This window comes from Flectobacillus sp. BAB-3569 (assembly GCF_002270355.1).
GTDB lineage: Bacteria > Bacteroidota > Bacteroidia > Cytophagales > Spirosomataceae > Flectobacillus > Flectobacillus roseus.
In genome coordinates this window covers 92,960-109,215 of sequence record NZ_NJFZ01000010.1, presented here as the reverse complement: position 1 = coordinate 109,215, position 16,256 = coordinate 92,960, and the positions used below count along the sequence as shown (strand labels likewise).

The 16,256-nt window shown below is 36.6% G+C and carries 17 protein-coding genes; 10 read left to right on the top strand and 7 right to left on the bottom strand.

All coding sequences use genetic code 11. The features are described 5' to 3' along the window. Positions 1–38 precede the first annotated feature (38 nt). From bcp to BWI92_RS11725, 8 genes are all read left to right on the top strand, one after another. Complete coding sequence (bcp, locus tag BWI92_RS11760) at positions 39–491, top strand: thioredoxin-dependent thiol peroxidase (protein ID WP_095163457.1); 453 nt, start codon at positions 39–41, stop codon at positions 489–491. A gap of 42 nt (positions 492–533) precedes the next feature. Then, positions 534–1,391, top strand: a complete 858-nt coding sequence (locus BWI92_RS11755) for a transketolase (RefSeq protein ID WP_095163456.1) — start codon at positions 534–536, stop codon at positions 1,389–1,391. 54 nt (positions 1,392–1,445) lie between these two features. Continuing rightward, complete coding sequence (locus tag BWI92_RS11750) at positions 1,446–2,471, top strand: AAA family ATPase (RefSeq protein WP_095163455.1); 1,026 nt, start codon at positions 1,446–1,448, stop codon at positions 2,469–2,471. Then, entirely contained in the window at positions 2,465–3,049 is a 585-nt protein-coding gene (locus BWI92_RS11745) for a hypothetical protein (RefSeq protein WP_095163454.1), read from the top strand. The genes BWI92_RS11750 and BWI92_RS11745 overlap by 7 nt, the downstream gene beginning before the upstream one ends. A 10-nt stretch (positions 3,050–3,059) precedes the next feature. Next, positions 3,060–4,019 carry a transketolase family protein gene (locus BWI92_RS11740; RefSeq protein WP_095163453.1) on the top strand — a complete coding sequence of 320 codons (960 nt, stop codon included), beginning with the start codon at positions 3,060–3,062 and terminating at the stop codon, positions 4,017–4,019. Between the two features lie 152 nt (positions 4,020–4,171). After that, positions 4,172–4,717 (top strand): RNA polymerase sigma factor, encoded by a 546-nt coding sequence (locus BWI92_RS11735; RefSeq protein WP_095163452.1) that lies wholly within the window; start codon positions 4,172–4,174, stop codon positions 4,715–4,717. A 185-nt stretch (positions 4,718–4,902) separates the two neighbouring features. Further along, on the top strand, positions 4,903–5,355 hold the full coding sequence (locus BWI92_RS11730; protein WP_095163451.1) for a hypothetical protein: 453 nt from the start codon (positions 4,903–4,905) through the stop codon (positions 5,353–5,355). A gap of 57 nt (positions 5,356–5,412) precedes the next feature. After that, positions 5,413–5,913, top strand: coding sequence for a Spy/CpxP family protein refolding chaperone (locus BWI92_RS11725; RefSeq protein ID WP_176464403.1), 501 nt, complete (start codon positions 5,413–5,415; stop codon positions 5,911–5,913). A 665-nt stretch (positions 5,914–6,578) separates the two neighbouring features. Here the strand turns inward: BWI92_RS11725 and BWI92_RS11720 are convergent. Beyond that, on the bottom strand, positions 6,579–6,965 hold the full coding sequence (locus tag BWI92_RS11720) for a response regulator (RefSeq protein ID WP_095163450.1): 387 nt from the start codon (positions 6,963–6,965) through the stop codon (positions 6,579–6,581). Between the two features lie 249 nt (positions 6,966–7,214). Between BWI92_RS11720 and BWI92_RS11715 the strand changes: the two genes are divergently transcribed. Continuing rightward, positions 7,215–7,415, top strand: a complete 201-nt coding sequence (locus tag BWI92_RS11715; RefSeq protein ID WP_095163449.1) for a YtxH domain-containing protein — start codon at positions 7,215–7,217, stop codon at positions 7,413–7,415. Between the two features lie 84 nt (positions 7,416–7,499). Here BWI92_RS11715 and BWI92_RS11710 read toward each other — a convergent pair whose 3' ends face one another. Together BWI92_RS11710 and BWI92_RS11705 are read right to left on the bottom strand one after the other, a co-directional pair. Next, on the bottom strand, positions 7,500–7,934 hold the full coding sequence (locus BWI92_RS11710) for a response regulator (RefSeq protein WP_095163448.1): 435 nt from the start codon (positions 7,932–7,934) through the stop codon (positions 7,500–7,502). Beyond that, complete coding sequence (locus BWI92_RS11705) at positions 7,931–9,331, bottom strand: ATP-binding protein (protein WP_095163447.1); 1,401 nt, start codon at positions 9,329–9,331, stop codon at positions 7,931–7,933. Before BWI92_RS11705 ends, BWI92_RS11710 begins: the two co-directional genes overlap by 4 nt. A gap of 239 nt (positions 9,332–9,570) precedes the next feature. On the opposite strand from BWI92_RS11705, the gene rpoN reads away from it, so the two are divergent. Further along, on the top strand, positions 9,571–10,977 hold the full coding sequence (gene rpoN, locus BWI92_RS11700; protein ID WP_095163446.1) for an RNA polymerase factor sigma-54: 1,407 nt from the start codon (positions 9,571–9,573) through the stop codon (positions 10,975–10,977). Positions 10,978–11,145: 168 nt separating this feature from the next. Here rpoN and BWI92_RS28500 read toward each other — a convergent pair whose 3' ends face one another. From BWI92_RS28500 to porQ, 4 genes are all read right to left on the bottom strand, one after another. Continuing rightward, positions 11,146–13,026 carry a ChbG/HpnK family deacetylase gene (locus BWI92_RS28500; protein ID WP_176464402.1) on the bottom strand — a complete coding sequence of 627 codons (1,881 nt, stop codon included), beginning with the start codon at positions 13,024–13,026 and terminating at the stop codon, positions 11,146–11,148. Further along, positions 13,023–13,520: a serine hydrolase domain-containing protein gene (locus tag BWI92_RS28495; RefSeq protein ID WP_095163444.1), complete on the bottom strand. Its 498-nt coding sequence runs from the start codon at positions 13,518–13,520 to the stop codon at positions 13,023–13,025. The genes BWI92_RS28500 and BWI92_RS28495 overlap by 4 nt, the downstream gene beginning before the upstream one ends. A 120-nt stretch (positions 13,521–13,640) precedes the next feature. Further along, the gene (hslU, locus tag BWI92_RS11685; RefSeq protein WP_095163529.1) at positions 13,641–15,032 is read right to left on the bottom strand and encodes an ATP-dependent protease ATPase subunit HslU; all 1,392 of its coding nucleotides are present in this window, start codon (positions 15,030–15,032) and stop codon (positions 13,641–13,643) included. 153 nt (positions 15,033–15,185) lie between these two features. After that, positions 15,186–16,214, bottom strand: a complete 1,029-nt coding sequence (gene porQ / locus BWI92_RS11680) for a type IX secretion system protein PorQ (RefSeq protein WP_095163443.1) — start codon at positions 16,212–16,214, stop codon at positions 15,186–15,188. Positions 16,215–16,256 lie beyond the last annotated feature (42 nt).

Genomic DNA, 16,256 nt, shown 5'->3' with positions numbered 1-16,256 from the left:
ATTTCCCGATATTTGTAGTAGAATAAAACCATGAAGATATGTCACTAACAGTAGGCTCAGTAGCTCCAGATTTTGAACAGAAGAATCAAGATGGAGAATTAGTAAAGCTTTCGGATTTTAGAGGACAAAAAGTAGTCCTATACTTTTACCCTAAGGATAGTACTCCTGGATGTACTGCACAGGCTTGTAACCTCAATGACAATTTGGATGGGCTAAAAGCAAAAGGGTACGTTGTATTAGGGGTAAGCGTAGACAGTCCAAAATCTCATAAGAAGTTTATTGAAAAATACGGTTTAGGTTTCACACTTATCTCTGATGAAGATCACAGTGTTGTGGAGGCCTATGGCGTATGGGTCGAAAAGTCTATGTATGGAAGAAGCTACATGGGTACTGCACGTACTACTTTTATTATTGACGAAAATGGCGTGATTCAGGACATCATTAGCAAAGTCGATACCAAAAACCATACGAGTCAGGTAATAACCGAGTAATCGTATGTCTCAAAAAGCATTATAACTTATAACTAATCAATAATGGAAATTTCAGAATTACAGAAAGTTGCTTCACAAGTAAGACGTGACATTGTGAGACAAGTTCATGCATGCCAATCTGGTCACCCAGGTGGTTCATTAGGCTGTACAGATTTGCTTGTAGGGCTTTATTTTGACCAAATGACGCTAAAATCTGACGAATCTGGTAAAAGAGTATTTGATATGAACGGCACTGGCGAAGACTTGTTCTTCTTGTCAAACGGTCACATCTCTCCAGTATTTTATTCAGTGTTGGCGCGTGCAGGGTATTTTCCAGTAGCAGAACTCGCAACATTCCGTAAATTAAATTCTCGTTTACAAGGTCACCCAACAACGCACGAACATCTTGAAGGTATTCGTATTGCTTCAGGTTCATTGGGTCAAGGTTTATCAGTATCTATTGGTGCAGCACAAGCAAAGAAATTGAATAACGACAATTCTTTGGTTTTCTGCTTGATGGGTGATGGTGAGCAAAATGAAGGTCAAGTTTGGGAAGCAGCCATGTATGCTCCACACCACAAAGTTGACAACCTAGTAGCATTTATTGACTTGAACGGTCAGCAAATCGACGGTCCAACTGAAAAGGTTATGAACAACCGTGATTTGGGTGCTAAGTACGAAGCATTTGGCTGGAAAGTTATTACCATGAAAGGTAATGATATGGCTGATGTAGTAAGCGTCTTGAATCAAGCTCGTGAGCTTTCAGGAAATGGTCAACCAATCATGGTATTGATGTACACAGAAATGGGTGCAGGTGTTGACTTCATGATGGGCTCGCACAAGTGGCACGGTGTTGCTCCAAACGACGAACAGTTGGCAGCAGCATTAGCGCAATTGCCTGAAACTTTAGGCGACTATTAATCATTGAGTGAATTAGTGATTTACTGAATGAGTGAATATTAAACTTTTATCACTTTGAAAATCAAAAAATTACATATCAAAAATTTTAAATCTATTGCAGATTTAGAAATCATTGAACCCAATCCATTTACGGTCTTTGTTGGTCCAAATGGGTCAGGGAAAAGTAATATTTTTGAGGCGTTGGAGTTTTATCTTAAGTATCGTGATGAAACTAATGGTATTGGTTTATTTGGTGGAGAAGACAATATATCGAAAATAGATCATCCTCGTATATTTTCTTTTGAAACAGATGACTGGAGTTTGAAAATTGACTCATTTGAAGAAAAAGCTTTTCTAGAATATCTTAATAACCTTTCGGAAAAAGATATTGAAAAAAATGCTTTGTCACTTCAAAGTGAAGAGTTTCAACAGCTTTCTGATGACCACCCAATCAAGAAGGTTATTTCTAAGAATAATTTCTATAAAAAACAATTTTCAAGACTATTCATTAAAAATAAGGATAAACAGAAAGTCAATTATTCTGATAATTTAACTTTATCCTTTTCTGCAAACAATCTTGAAAAAGTCTTAAAAAGGATATTAAAAGAAGAATCTAAAAAAGAAGAAATTCTTGATTGGTTAAGATTATTTATACCTGAATTTGACGATGTTTTTATTGAATCTTCTGATTTAAGTAGAACAGATACTCTAATAGTGAAAGAAAGATTTTCACCAAAATATTTCACTAAAGAACTTATCTCAGACGGTACATACAATATTCTCGCTCTTTTAACAGCCGTTTTTCAATCAGATGAACCTCAGTTTTTATGTATTGAAGAACCTGAAAATGGACTTACTCCCGATGTTATTAAAGAGATGGTTAATTTTTTCAGAAATGCTTGTGAAGAAAAAGGTCATTATATATGGCTCAACACCCATTCGCAATCATTGGTGTCTCAACTCAGTCCTGATGAAATAATCACGGTAAATAAAATCAAGGGTGAAACAAAAATAAAGCAGTTCAAAGGAGAAGATTTTAATGGTTTAAGTATGGATGAAGCATGGCTGACTAACACCTTAGGAGGTGGGTTGCCATGGTAAACATTGGTTTTATTTGTGAAGGTTATACTGAGCTTTTCATTTTAGAATCTAATAATTTTAAGGCTCTTTTGAATCAACTCGGACTTCATTCTGTTGGCGTAATCAATGTCCAAGGAAATGGCAACCTATTACCCCACAATATTAAAAGTCACAGGGAGAATCTTTTCAAAAAAGGTGCCTCAGTTATTTTTATTTTAACAGACCTTGACCAAGACCAATGTATTACTAAAACTCGATTGAGGATTACTGAATCTGAAAATCAAATTATTATCGTAGCTGTTAAGCAGATTGAGTCTTGGTTTCTATCAGATAATTCCGCAATGAATCAGATTTTTCAAGGCGATTATTCATTTGAATATCCTGAAAACGAAGATATTCCTTTTGAAACTATTCGAAATAAATATTTGGAAAAGTTTAACAGAGGACTTGTTGGGAGAAATGAAAAGAAAAGGCTCGCTCAAAAAATGATTAACTCAGGTTTCTCCATTGAAAATGCAGCTAACCATCCCAATTGCCCTAGTGCAAATTATTTTTTAACAAAACTAAAGCAATGTGCCTCGATAAAAGCAATCGAGTAAAAATAGGAAGATGAAAAAATACACATTCACAGAGAAAAAAGATACTCGCTCAGGTTTCGGAGCTGGTATGCAGGTGTTGGGACAAACCAACCCAAATGTCGTAGCACTTTGTGCTGACTTAATTGGCTCTCTTAAACTAGACGCTTTTATTAAAGAAAACCCTGAGCGCTTCTTCCAAACAGGTATCGCTGAGGCAAACATGGTGGGTATTGCAGCTGGTTTGACAATCGGTGGCAAAATCCCTTTCGCTACAACTTTTGCTAACTTTGGTACTGGTCGTGTATATGACCAAATTCGCCAGTCGGTAGCCTATTCAAACAAAAACGTTAAAATCGCTTGTTCGCACGCAGGTTTGACGTTGGGTGAAGATGGTGCTACTCACCAAATCTTGGAAGATATCGGTTTGATGAAAATGCTTCCAGGTATGACTGTAATCAACCCATGCGACTTTAACCAAACAAAAGCTGCGACTATCGCTGTTGCTGAATACGAAGGTCCTGTTTACTTGCGTTTTGGTCGTCCAGTAGTTCCAGTATTTACTCCTGCTGACCAAAAATTCGAAATTGGTAAGGCATGGATGGTAAATGAAGGTACTGATGTGAGTATCTTTGCTACAGGACACTTGGTTTGGGAAGCTATCCAAGCGGGTGAAATCTTAGCTGAAAAAGGTATCAATGCTGAAATCATCAATATTCACACAATTAAACCTTTGGATGTTGAAGCTGTCTTAGCCTCTGTTAAAAAGACGGGCTGTGCTGTATCGGCTGAAGAACACCAAGTAAATGGTGGTTTGGGCGATTCAATTGCGCAAGTATTAGTACAACATCACTATGTACCTCTTGAGTACGTAGGTGTAAACGATTCATTTGGTGAGTCTGGAACTCCTGCACAATTGATGGAAAAATACGGCTTAAATGCTGCTAGCATCGTCGAAAAAGCACTTAAAGCTATCGAACGCAAAAATGCTTAATATTCTGAGATAATTCTCTTTTTTATCTTTCATAAAGAGACTATCTTAGTTGTTAGCCCAATGAAGATAGTTTCTTTTTGAAAGAAATTGCCTACGTTTTCGTTAGTTGATAGACTTCTTCTTATCGACTTTCTAAACAATGAGAGAATTATATGAACGATCACGAGTTAATCGAAAAATTTAACCACCCAGATTCTCGAAATTATGCTTTCAATTTGTTGGTACGTAAATACCAACAAAAGGTATATTGGCATATCCGAAAAATGGTTATTGACCATGACGATGCCGATGACCTTACCCAAGAAACCTTCATTAAGGCTTGGCGTGGTCTTGAAAATTTCAAAGGCGAATCACAACTCTACACTTGGCTATATCGAATTGCCACCAATGAATGCCTGAACTTTCTCGCTAAGAAAAAACGCCGCTTTTTTCTTCCTATCAACGATATTACCGAAGAACTTTCTAACAAGATTGAATCTGCCGATTTGATATCGGGAGAGCAAATTCAACTTAAATTACAGAAAGCCCTCCTTACCCTTCCTGACAAACAACGCTTGGTTTTCAATATGAAATATTTCGACGATATGAAATATGAAGACATCGCTGAGGTTACAGGTACTTCTGTGGGTGCACTCAAAGCATCCTATCATTTGGCGGTGAAGAAGATTGAACTGTATTTTGAGGAGCATGACAACTAGAGCCTAGTATTCTTTGAAATTTTTGAAGTTCATTGGAAGTTGTAAACCATCCCATATTTTCTTTAACTAATTTTCAAACATTTTTTGTCCTGTATTAAACCTTACAAAATTTGGCCTGTCAAAGAACCAAAATAGTAAGAACAATATTGAGGCCTCGATATTTATCCTTTACTAAATTTTATACCATGGAATATTCATCCGATAAATTTGATCTTGATAAACTCCCAAAGGAAACGATATTTCAAGTTCCTGATGGGTACTTTGAGGATTTGCCAATGCGAATTCAAGCACGAACTTCTGCCAAAAACCAAACGGTTCCTTTGGTAACATGGTCGGCAAGACGCACTTGGACAAGCCTAGCTGCTTGTACACTCGTAGCGGTATTGGGTTATTTTACTTTAATGCCTCGTCAAGACTCAATAGGTGAAGAATCTCTTTCTGGTGTAAAAACAGAGGACATCGAAGGCTATTTAGTTCATCAAAATATTCATCAGGCCGATTACATCGAGCATATCGACGAAACAGAAGTTAGTGCTTCTAACAACATCGAAGATTCTGAAGTGTTAGATGAATTAAAATTATCATCTCAAGACATTATTCAAAGCATCGACACGCGAGATGTTGTCGAGGATATCTAAGTCTTTGGTTTTTCTGTATCTAAACAACAAATAGATTATTTAAAACTTACCAAAAACATGAAAAAGTTATTTGTTTTAATCACACTATTAGGTTTTGCTGTGAATTTTGCTGCAACTGCACAGGACGATCCACAACAACGCGGTGGTAAAGAAAAGATAAAAGCCGCTCGCCTTGGACTTATTACAAACCGATTAAATTTGACAGAAGAGCAAGCAAAAGCTTTCTGGCCAATTTTTAATGATTATGATACCAAGAGAGGTGAAATTCGTAAAAATGTTCGCCAAATTACTGCTGAATCTCGCAGCTTAACGACCAGCGATGATAAGATTGCTGCCAACTTGAAAGAAATTCTTAATCTGAGACAAAAAGAAGTTGACTTAGAGAAAGAATATCAAAGCAAATTTTTAAAGGTGCTAAATGTTCGTCAAGTATCTGAGTTATACAAAACAGAACAACTTTTCAATCAAATGTTAATGAAAAGATTGAGAGGTGGAGAAGGTGATCCTCGTGAGCAAGGCGACCGTGGAGGAAAGCGTGAACATTTTAAAAATAGATAACAAATAAGCTATCGATTTTTGAATCGTTGTATATTAAAAAGCCCTTGAGCATTACGTTCAAGGGCTTTTTAGTGGAAACGGCTTCACAATCGCGAAGCCGTCCATTCAGATTACAATGTGTGACACAGGTAGAAGGGCATCAATGCCTAGGCATTGTTATCTATATACGCACGGAAAATACATGCGAAACAACATTGAAAATGAATATTTTGAAAAACGTATTTCTGTGCTAGTAAAATTTCGTTCTCAAATATGCTAGGGAAAAAGATTGGCTATATACTCTTACTTCAGAAGGGCGGAGCAAAGTAAGATTCTTGAAACAATGATGCAAAGATAGCCCCAAAACCGCTATCACTGCCTGAGTGTTGATATTTTTAGCTCAACAACTAAGCTTTTATGTCAAAAGGATTTAGTTTTAGTATAAACAGATATTGACTTTTTTTAAGATTCCAAGTGTAGAATTCTCTCCCCTATTTTGTAGAATTTTTCTCACATGAAGTGTGCTATACACTTTCCACTCACTCTCAAAACACTGAAAACCAAACACTTAATCTAACTACAACAATTTGGCATCATTTTGTCGAATAAATATCTGAATTATAATCCTTACTTTAATAAAAAAGGAGAGTCTAACAATTAGACTCTCCTTAATTTTTATGTATCAGCTAATTGATCGCAAACTCAATTGAAGCAAATGATAATGGTTTTTCTATAAACTTGTCTACACCCAAGCTAAACGCCATATCCTTAATTTTCCCCAAAGCTGTAATCATCACAATCTGGGTTTCAGGAGAAATTTTTTTTATGTCATGTATTTTATCAATTCCGTGTCCATCAGGTAAATTGTTATCTAGAAACAACCATTTAGGTGAAAGGTCTATAATTTTAGAAATACCTTCACTTAAGGAATGTGCCTGAAAGGCCTCTATTCCTTTTTTATGTAAAAAAAGTTTGATGAGCAAACAAGTATCTACCTCATCATCCACAATCAGGGCATAGGGCTTTAAATTACCTGAGTTTTCTGACTGTAAAACATCAGTTGTTGTCAACATGCAAAAGCAGTAATTATTAGGGATAAAAAAGGTTTTAACTTGACATATCAAAAAATCTAGAGTTGTTTCTGAAATCTAAAGTGCTTTGGTATGCATATAGGTAATACAAAAAAATCATGCCAAGCACTTTATCTAACCGCTTACTCAAATTTTAAGTCAATTTTAAGCTCTATTCGGTAACATTTATGATATTGTGTACGTTAAAAATATATAATCAAAAACGTCTCCAACTTATAAATCCTTTGTACCATGACAAAAAACACGAAAATCGCATTGAGCTTGTTCGCAGCTGCAGCAGCTGGAGCAGTGGTTGGTATGCTCTTAGCACCTGAAAAAGGAAAAGACTTACGTAAGAAAATTAAGGATGGCACTGGCAATCTGACAGACGATTTGCTTTCTACATTAAAGACTGGTAAAGCCAAATTGCAAGAGGTAACAAACAAAGCATAACTTTATAGAGTGATAAATTGTCTTATCCTTACTCAAAAGCCTTCAAAAACAAAGGCCCTCAATTGTATTGAGGGCCTTTGTTTTTTATTGCGGCAACGAAGCAGTAACAAACCAAAATTGTTGAAGATTTTTAATGATTTCGAGCAGCCCCTCAAAAGAAGATGGCTTTGTAATAAAACTATTGGCACCTAATTCGTAGCAAGTTTTTATATCGCTAGGAGCATTTGAAGTACTCAAGACTACAATCGGAATTGCTTTAAAATTGCTATTAGCACGCATTTCCTGAATAATTTCCCTTCCATCCTTCTTTGGCATATTCAAATCCAACAGAATCAACGAAGGTTGCTTGTACACACTAGCGTCTGTATAAGCATTTTCGTTATTCAAATACTGCATTAGTTCTAGTCCATCTTGTACAAAAAATAATGGAATATCAGAGCCGCATTCTTCAAATGCTGCCTTAATTAAAAATCTATCATCTTCGTCATCATCGGCAATTAAGATTGGTAAGTGTTTCATTCTTCGTTGCGGTTATTTGGCAAATAAATAGTAAATGTTGCACCATGATTGGGAACAGACTCTGCTTTGATATAACCATTATGATTAGTCACAACTCGCTTACAAACCGCTAAGCCAATTCCAGTACCTTCAAACTGACTTTTAGCATGTAAACGTTGAAAAATCATAAAGATTTTATCGGCGTACTCCTGTTCAAAACCAATCCCATTATCTGAGATGGTTATTTCATGATAGGTTAAAAATGGTTTAACTTCTTGAATATTAAATATTTTACTTCCTAGCAATAGTCTGTAACGAATAGTAATGTGAGGCGCAATTCCATTTTTACTGAACTTTAAAGCATTGCTAATCAGATTTAAAAAAAGCTGATGCAACTGAAAACTTACTCCTGAGATAGTTGGCAAGTGATCATATTCAATAATTGCATTTTTCTCAATTGTCAACATTGAGAGATCTTTGAGCACTTCAGAAAGCAACGTATCTAAGGATACGGTTTCTACATTTTGTGCATTTTTGTTGACCAATCTCGAAAATGCTAACAAATCATTTATAAGATTTTGTAGTCGCTCAGAGCTTTTAGCAATTTTTTGAAGCGTAGATTTACCATCTTCGTTCAAAACAGCCCTTTGTCTGATTAGTAACATATCACTAAAAGCCCTAATTTTCCTTAAAGGCTCTTGCATATCATGCGATGCTACATAAGCAAACTGTTCAAGTTCTGAATTGGAACGTTTGAGTTCTTCAATTTTACGTTCTAATTCATCCTGAAAAGTAATACGTTTGCGTAGTTCTGAAAAGATTAACCCAAAACTTACCAATAGCAAAAGTACCGTAAACAAAGCAAACAAGAACATTTTACGGCTCATCTGATTGTCAGTCTGGTCTTTTTGCATACCTCGAACCGACAACAATTGCTTCTGATAATTTTGAAAGCTACTCAAATCGCGTAGCATTTGGTTTGCTTGAATTTGGCTTTTCGAAACGGCCAACTCATCAACTTTATTTTCGGCTCGTGTATAGCGAATACTGCTATTCAATATGGCAATATGTCTTCGAAAACCCCTTTTGAATGCTTCCAAACGAGCCAATTGGCTATCATTATCTTTTACCCTTTGTTGCAATGTGGTAAGCAATCGAATGATTTGCTCCTTACTCGCAAAAATCAAGTTTAAGTATTCAGCCTCTTGCTTATAAACATACCCTTTATGACAATTTTCTAACTCCTTGACTGTCGCACCTAATCGTTCTGCTTCATGCTGGATTATGTGCATATACTCTACCGACCTAGCGTATTCGAGAGATTCACGTACTTCTTGGTAGGCCGAAAACGAAAGCATACCTAGTAGCACAATACTTCCCGCAAATAATATGACTACGTTTCGGAGAGAGTTATACATGAATAAAAGTAATGTGGTAAGTTTTCTACAGAATGTAGAGATTTCTCTATAATAACAAATTAGCTGTGGTACAAACTTACAGGCTTTCAGAGATTTTTCAACAATATCTTGGCCTTTTTTTACGGTTTATTCCTATATGTCCGATATTCGTCGGAATTTCACTTTTTTTTTATAATTTTTTAAAATTCGGTGCTTTCTTTGACATAACATATATACACTGATACATTATACTTGAAAATATGCTGAACCTAACACAAAATACCAAACAACAACTTAAAATATCGTCTAAACAAATCCAATGGCTTAATTTCCTTCAACATTCTACCCTCGAACTTCATACAAAAATAGAAGAAGCACTTACCGAAAACCCCCTATTAGAATTAGAAGAAAGTCCCAACAACGAATTTGATGATGATGTTTTGAATGCTTCTTCTTTGTCAGAAAAGTCCAATTTTAAGGATTGGGACGAAATAGATGAAGAAGGTAGTTCGAATTATAACTTTACAGAAATAAATTCAAGCAGTTCAATCGAAACTCTTCAACTTCGACAAGATACCTCTTTACTTGATGATGTATTAGAGCAAATTCACCATTTGAATATTTCTCACAAACAAGCAGAAATTTGTCGATATATCATACATTCATTAGACGAACATGGCTTTTTACCTTACGAATCCGACGATTTAGCTGATGACATCTCTTTTGCACACAATACCTTCGTAGAAGAATCTGAGGTAAAAGAGGCCATTCTACTTATTCAGCAACTAGAGCCACAAGGATTAGCAAGCAAAAACCCTGCCTCATATTTATTTTTCCAGCTTAAAAACAATTTTTCTTCGCTTGCCGAAAAGTCAAAAGTTATCATTGCTCAATATTTTCAAGAATTTGCTAATAAGCAGTTTGACAAAATCATGCGAGAGCTGGCACTGAGCGAGGATGAGTTACAAGAAATACAGAAACTCATTTTATCACTCAATGTTCACCCACTTCATGCCAAACTTCTAACCACTTCTTCACAAGAGTACGTCGTACCCGACTATATTATTATTCAGGGAATGAATCAGTTAGAGGCAAGCTTAAATTCTAGCTCGCTTCCAAAAATCAAAATCAACGAGCCTGTTGCGAAGAATCTAAAACAGCAATTTTCTAAAAACGCTTCCTCCTTTATTCAGCAAAAAGTTGCCCAAGCTGAGTGGCTTATTCAGGCGATTGAGCAACGAGAAAAAACGATGCAGAAAGTCATTAAAACTATTCTTAGGTTACAAAAAGAATATTTTCAATCGGGAGATGTTCAGTTACTCAAACCCATGATTTTGAAAGATGTTGCGCAAATTATAGATATGGATATTGCAACAGTTTCGAGGGTTACAAGTGGTAAATATGCGCAAACACCTTTTGGATTAATACATTTAAAAGATTTGTTTTCAGAAGCTACACAGAAAGAAGATGGTAATTGGGTTTCAAACAAATCTATTCAGCAGGTAATTAGAGAAATTATCACGAGCGAAAACCCTAAAATTCCTCTAAGCGATTCACAAATAACGGATGTTTTGAAAGAAAAAGGATTTCCAACCGCTCGCAGAACAGTCGCCAAATACCGCGAACAATTAGGCATATTACCAGCTCAGTTACGGAAAGTTTTATGAGAATTAATGCTGAATGATGAGTTGTGAATTGTGAATTTTTTAATATCAATACTTTACACTCAAAACTCAGCACTCATAGTTAATTTTAAGTCAATCTAAAAAGAAGGCAATAAGCTAGAAGAATGCACCATTCTTCTAGCTTATTGCCTATTGATTAGTTGATAAATGTTATTTCAACTTTTGTAATGCATCTTTATAACTCACTAGCTCGATCCCTTTTTTTACCACAGCTGCTCTTACTTCCTCACTTGTAAAAATAGTCGTTACATCCTGACGACCTTCGGCAACATCTTCGTAACCAATATGCGAAATAGCCCGTAATTCATGATTATCTAATCCTGGATGCTCTACAAATACATAGGTTTTGCTATCTTCGAGTTTGTCAAACATTTCGATAAATGCCTGTATTTTTTGTTGCGTGTTCAAGCCTCTAGCATCAAAACCCGTGTAGTTTATCTTATAATCCTGAGTACCGTCTGTGTCCACCATGGGTAAATTATACTGTTTAGCAACTCTTTTAGCCATTTCTTTTACCTCTGGAGCAAAGCCCAAACTAAACATATGACCCGAAACATGACTCAATCTCGGGATATACTTCAAAGCCATTTTGATTTGAGCATGAAGCTCTTTTTCGATATCCTCCACTTTCCAATCTTGATCCATTACCGCTTGTTTAGGGTAGTTTTTGTTATGAAAAAGCATGGGATAAAAATAACCATCGGCATTTTTAAGACTAGGACAATCTGTGAGCGGACGCCATTTTACATTGTCCCATTCACTAGTAATAGCAAAGTGCAAACCAACATCAATATTAGGATTCTCTTTCAACAGCTTCACAGCTTCAGGAAACCATGGTGATGGCACAATGACCTCAATCGAGGTTTCGATTCCGTTACGATATGATTGAATCAAAGCGTCATTTCCAGAATGTGAATAACCCATATCATCGCCACGAATAATTAATTTAGGAGCATTTGGGCGAGAAACTGTTTGAATCCCCTTGAAAAGTGCTCGTTTGGTATTCTGATTGAAAATATTCTGAAAATCTACAGATACTTTATCGCCATCAAATTTACAAACAATGGTTTCGGTATGTGGGCTTTCGATATAGCGCAAAGTAAGTATCAAGGTATTATTATCCTGCCAAGTATAGCTTCCTGCAATCTTAAAAGCTGGCAAACCCGTGCGGTTAGCTTTTGCACCTGCCACCAAATAAGGCCCACGTTTGGTAGTTTGGTCAAAAATCCATTTGCCTAAACCAAACTTTAAATCGTGCGTTATCGTGTCTGTTCCTAATTTTACGGCACATACGCCATCTTGAAAATCAAATTTGATATTCTTAAAACTTACATCACCAGCGGTAATTGCAAAGGTTTTTCCCTGAATATTCGCCTGAATCGTAGAGTTGGCCTGTTGCTGTGGAATTGGCAAACTGAGGTTCTGAATCGTATTTTTCAACTTTGCATAAGCTGCTTTATTGGTAGGTACTTTTTGCGTTTTGAGTGCTGGTAAAAGATATTCCCAAACCAAATTAATTTCAGATTGCATATCTGGCGCTTCCGCTGTGATAATTACAACGGCATCTTGTTCTGGCATAACAATGATAAATTGTCCATTAGCACCATCACCTCTAAAGGCATTGTTTCGGCAACGCCACATTTGATAGCAATATCCCTGTAACCAATCACTTGCATCTTTTTTATCCTGCGGAGCTGATGGGTCTTGCATAATTTTCATGGTAGAAGCCTCCTCAACCCATGCTTTTGGTAAAATTTGTTTGCCATTCCAAACACCTTTTTGCAAGAATAATTGTCCAAATTTAGCCATATCCTCCGTTTTGAGACGTAAACCCCAACCACCAACATTAATACCTTGTGGATCCACTTCCCAATCGATTCCTTCTATGCCTAGCGGTTCAAATAGGCGTGGCTTTAAATAGTCTAAAATCTTTTGACCTGTAACTTTCTGAACAATCGCCGAAAGCATGTAAGTTGCTGCCGAGTTATATAAAAACTTGGAGCCTGGCTCGTTGACAATTTGCGTATTCAAAAAGCTTTTATCCAATTTTCATTCTTGCTCGCAATCTCAAATGTTGGGTCAGTTTTGTGCCCTACACTCATCGAAAGCAAATCTTTAATCTTCAATTTCTTTAAAAATTCAGAAGGTTGAGCGGGTGTTTCTTCTGGGAAAAATGAAATTACAAGGTCATTTACAGAAAGTTTTTTTTCACTTACTGCAAACCCCACAGCTGTCGCCGTAAAACTTTTACTAACCGAATACATGGTATGTTTCAAATCCGAGCGATATGGAGCCCACCAAGCTTCAGAAATCACTTTGCCGTGGCGCAACAACATGAAGCTATGAAATTCATGTTTGCTTTTACTAGCAGCTTCGATAAATTGATTGATGGCTTCGGAGGATACGCCTTCGGCTTCGGGAGTACTCCGAGGTAAGGAGCGATTGGTCTGAGCAAAAAGTAAATTAATACTCAAAAGACTCAAAGTCAAAATCTTTAAGCCTCTGGTTAATAAATAGTTAAACATAGGATTTATAATTAGTGTTTGTTTGGATAATAAAAAAGCCTGAAGCTTTTAACAAATTTATCAATTTACATAAAAAAAGCCCTCTATTGCTAGAGAGCTTTTTCATTATTCTAATACAATTTATAAAATAAACTGGCTTAAATCACGATTTTTCACCAATCCTCCTAAACGTTCTTTTACCAATTCTTTTGTAACAACCACCTTGGCATTTGGCGTAATTACATCAGGAATATCAAACATCAAATCATTTAATAAATGAGACATAACGGTTTGCAATCGACGAGCACCAATATTTTCAACTTCTGTATTGACATTGTAAGCAATACTGGCTATTTCCTGAAGGGCATCGTCGTTGAATGACAATTCAACATTTTCAGAAGCTAATAATGCTTCATATTGTTTGGTCAACGCGCCTTTTGGTTCTTTTAAGATTCTGTAGAAATCTTCTTCTTTCAAACTTTGTAGTTCGACACGAATAGGAAAACGACCTTGTAATTCAGGAATCAAATCACTTGGCTTCGACACATGGAAAGCACCTGCCGCAATAAACAACACATGGTCGGTATTGATCACGCCATATTTAGTATTTACGGTTGAACCTTCCACAATTGGCAAAAGGTCACGTTGTACCCCTTCACGGCTCACATCTGGACCACCACCGCCACTACGATTAGAAGCAATTTTATCTATTTCATCAATAAAAATAATTCCTAAATTTTCAGCTTTACGAATCGCCTCCTCTTTTACCTCGTCCATATCAATCAATTTTGAAGATTCTTCTTCCATCAAAATTTTGCGAGCTTCAGCTATCGTAAGTTTTCTTTTCTTTTGCTTTTTAGGAATCATTCCCCCAATCATTTCCTGAATGTTCATCATGGACATCTCGTCAATAGGTCCGCCCATTACACCGATATTGGGAGAATTTGAGGCTTTCACATCAATTTCTATTTTACGATGCTCCAATTCGCCTCGACGTAACTTTTCACGAAACAACTCTCTCGTTTTATGATTCAACTCCTCGTCCGAAACAGGCATAGCATCAGGATTGGCTGCTGCCTCAGCCTTTGCTTTTTTCGAAACCTTTGGCATCGCTGGCACGAGCGCTTCTAAAATAATTTCTTCAACAGCTTCGGTAGCCTTATCTTTCACGGCTTCTTTTTTGGAAAGTTGTACCAAATGTACCGAAGATTCTACCAAGTCTCTGACCATAGATTCGACATCACGACCCACATAACCAACCTCCGTAAATTTAGAGGCCTCCACCTTCGTAAATGGGGCATCTGCTAATTTAGCCAAACGACGAGCAATTTCTGTTTTACCAACACCCGTCGAACCAATCATTAAAATATTATTAGGTGTAATTTCTTTTTGAATATCAGCAGGGGTATTCATTCTTCTCCAACGGTTACGCAAGGCAATCGCAACGTTTTTCTTTGCATCGTGCTGACCTATAATATGTTTGTCTAGCTCTTCTACAATCTGTTTTGGAGTTAATACATCTAAGTTTGTCATCTTCATATTTTTCAAGCGTGAGAATTACATCAGTAAGTATAAGCCAAACTCAAGTAATTCTAAGGTTTTCGTTAGGGAAATTAGTTAACGTATTTTTTCGGTAAATTTATTGAATTCTTAGTGCGCAATCATAAGATTTTTCAAAGAGAAATATCATTTTACTATTTTTTTCAGGTCCAAAATCAACCCAAAACTATTCGCTGAGGCGCTAGCATGATAACCAGAATAGCTATAGGACAGTTCAAGATATTTTGTCTTGAAACGCAAACCAACTGAAAAGCCACCAAAGTTTGAGCCTTTTGTTAGACTTAATTCTCGGTTACGAAGGTGGTTATATCCGATCAGCGCTTGGAGATTTTTACTAAATAATAGTTCCACACCAAAAACCAAATGCCGTGCCAGTTGGTCAACCACTCCTGCTTTTTGACTTATGACATTTCCATTGAGGTCAGTAACCACCACATTAGGATTGGTGTAGGCTATGTCATATTTATAGAGATGATGCGCCATTAACGAAAACTTGGCTGGCATATTAATAGGCTTAAAATGTAATCCCATTTGCACATCCAAAGGCACTTGACTATTGCTGGTTGGAGAATAATCTTTGAGCACAAATCCAAAATTTTTGACTACCAAAGAATACGAAAGTTCTTGATTGGGATGTATAAAAATACCCCCAAAATCTGCCAATAAAGCTGTAGAGTTATATTGTTCGATAGTTGAACCAACCAGTTTGAGACTTGCCCCAAAACGGATATTTCCTTGTTGCTGTGCTGTTCCTAAACTAAGGGCAAAATCATTGGCTTTGAACTGCCCCTGTTGATTGCCAAGTGGGTCGGTTGTGGCAAAATCACCATAGTCCAAATACTGTACACCTATACCCCAACTACGTCCCAAAGCAGCAAAATTACTCGTAGCCGAAAGTAATTTTGCCTGTTGAAAATAAGGCATAAAATTGAGGGAAATTTTACCTTTTTGAGCAGAATCTACGAGTGCAGGATTTTGGAAAAAACCATTTACATCTTTCAGGTTATTCTGGAGACCACCCAAAGCAGCCACAGAAGGCGCTGTTGGTATTTTCAAAAAACTATAGGCTTGCGTGTCATTACTTTGGGCAAATACATCTATGCCTATTCCAATGAGTAGTACGCTCAAGATTATCTCCGTAATTCTTCTTAACATATACCTTTTTAACACGGCAAAGCTATTTTTATTGTTATGTCA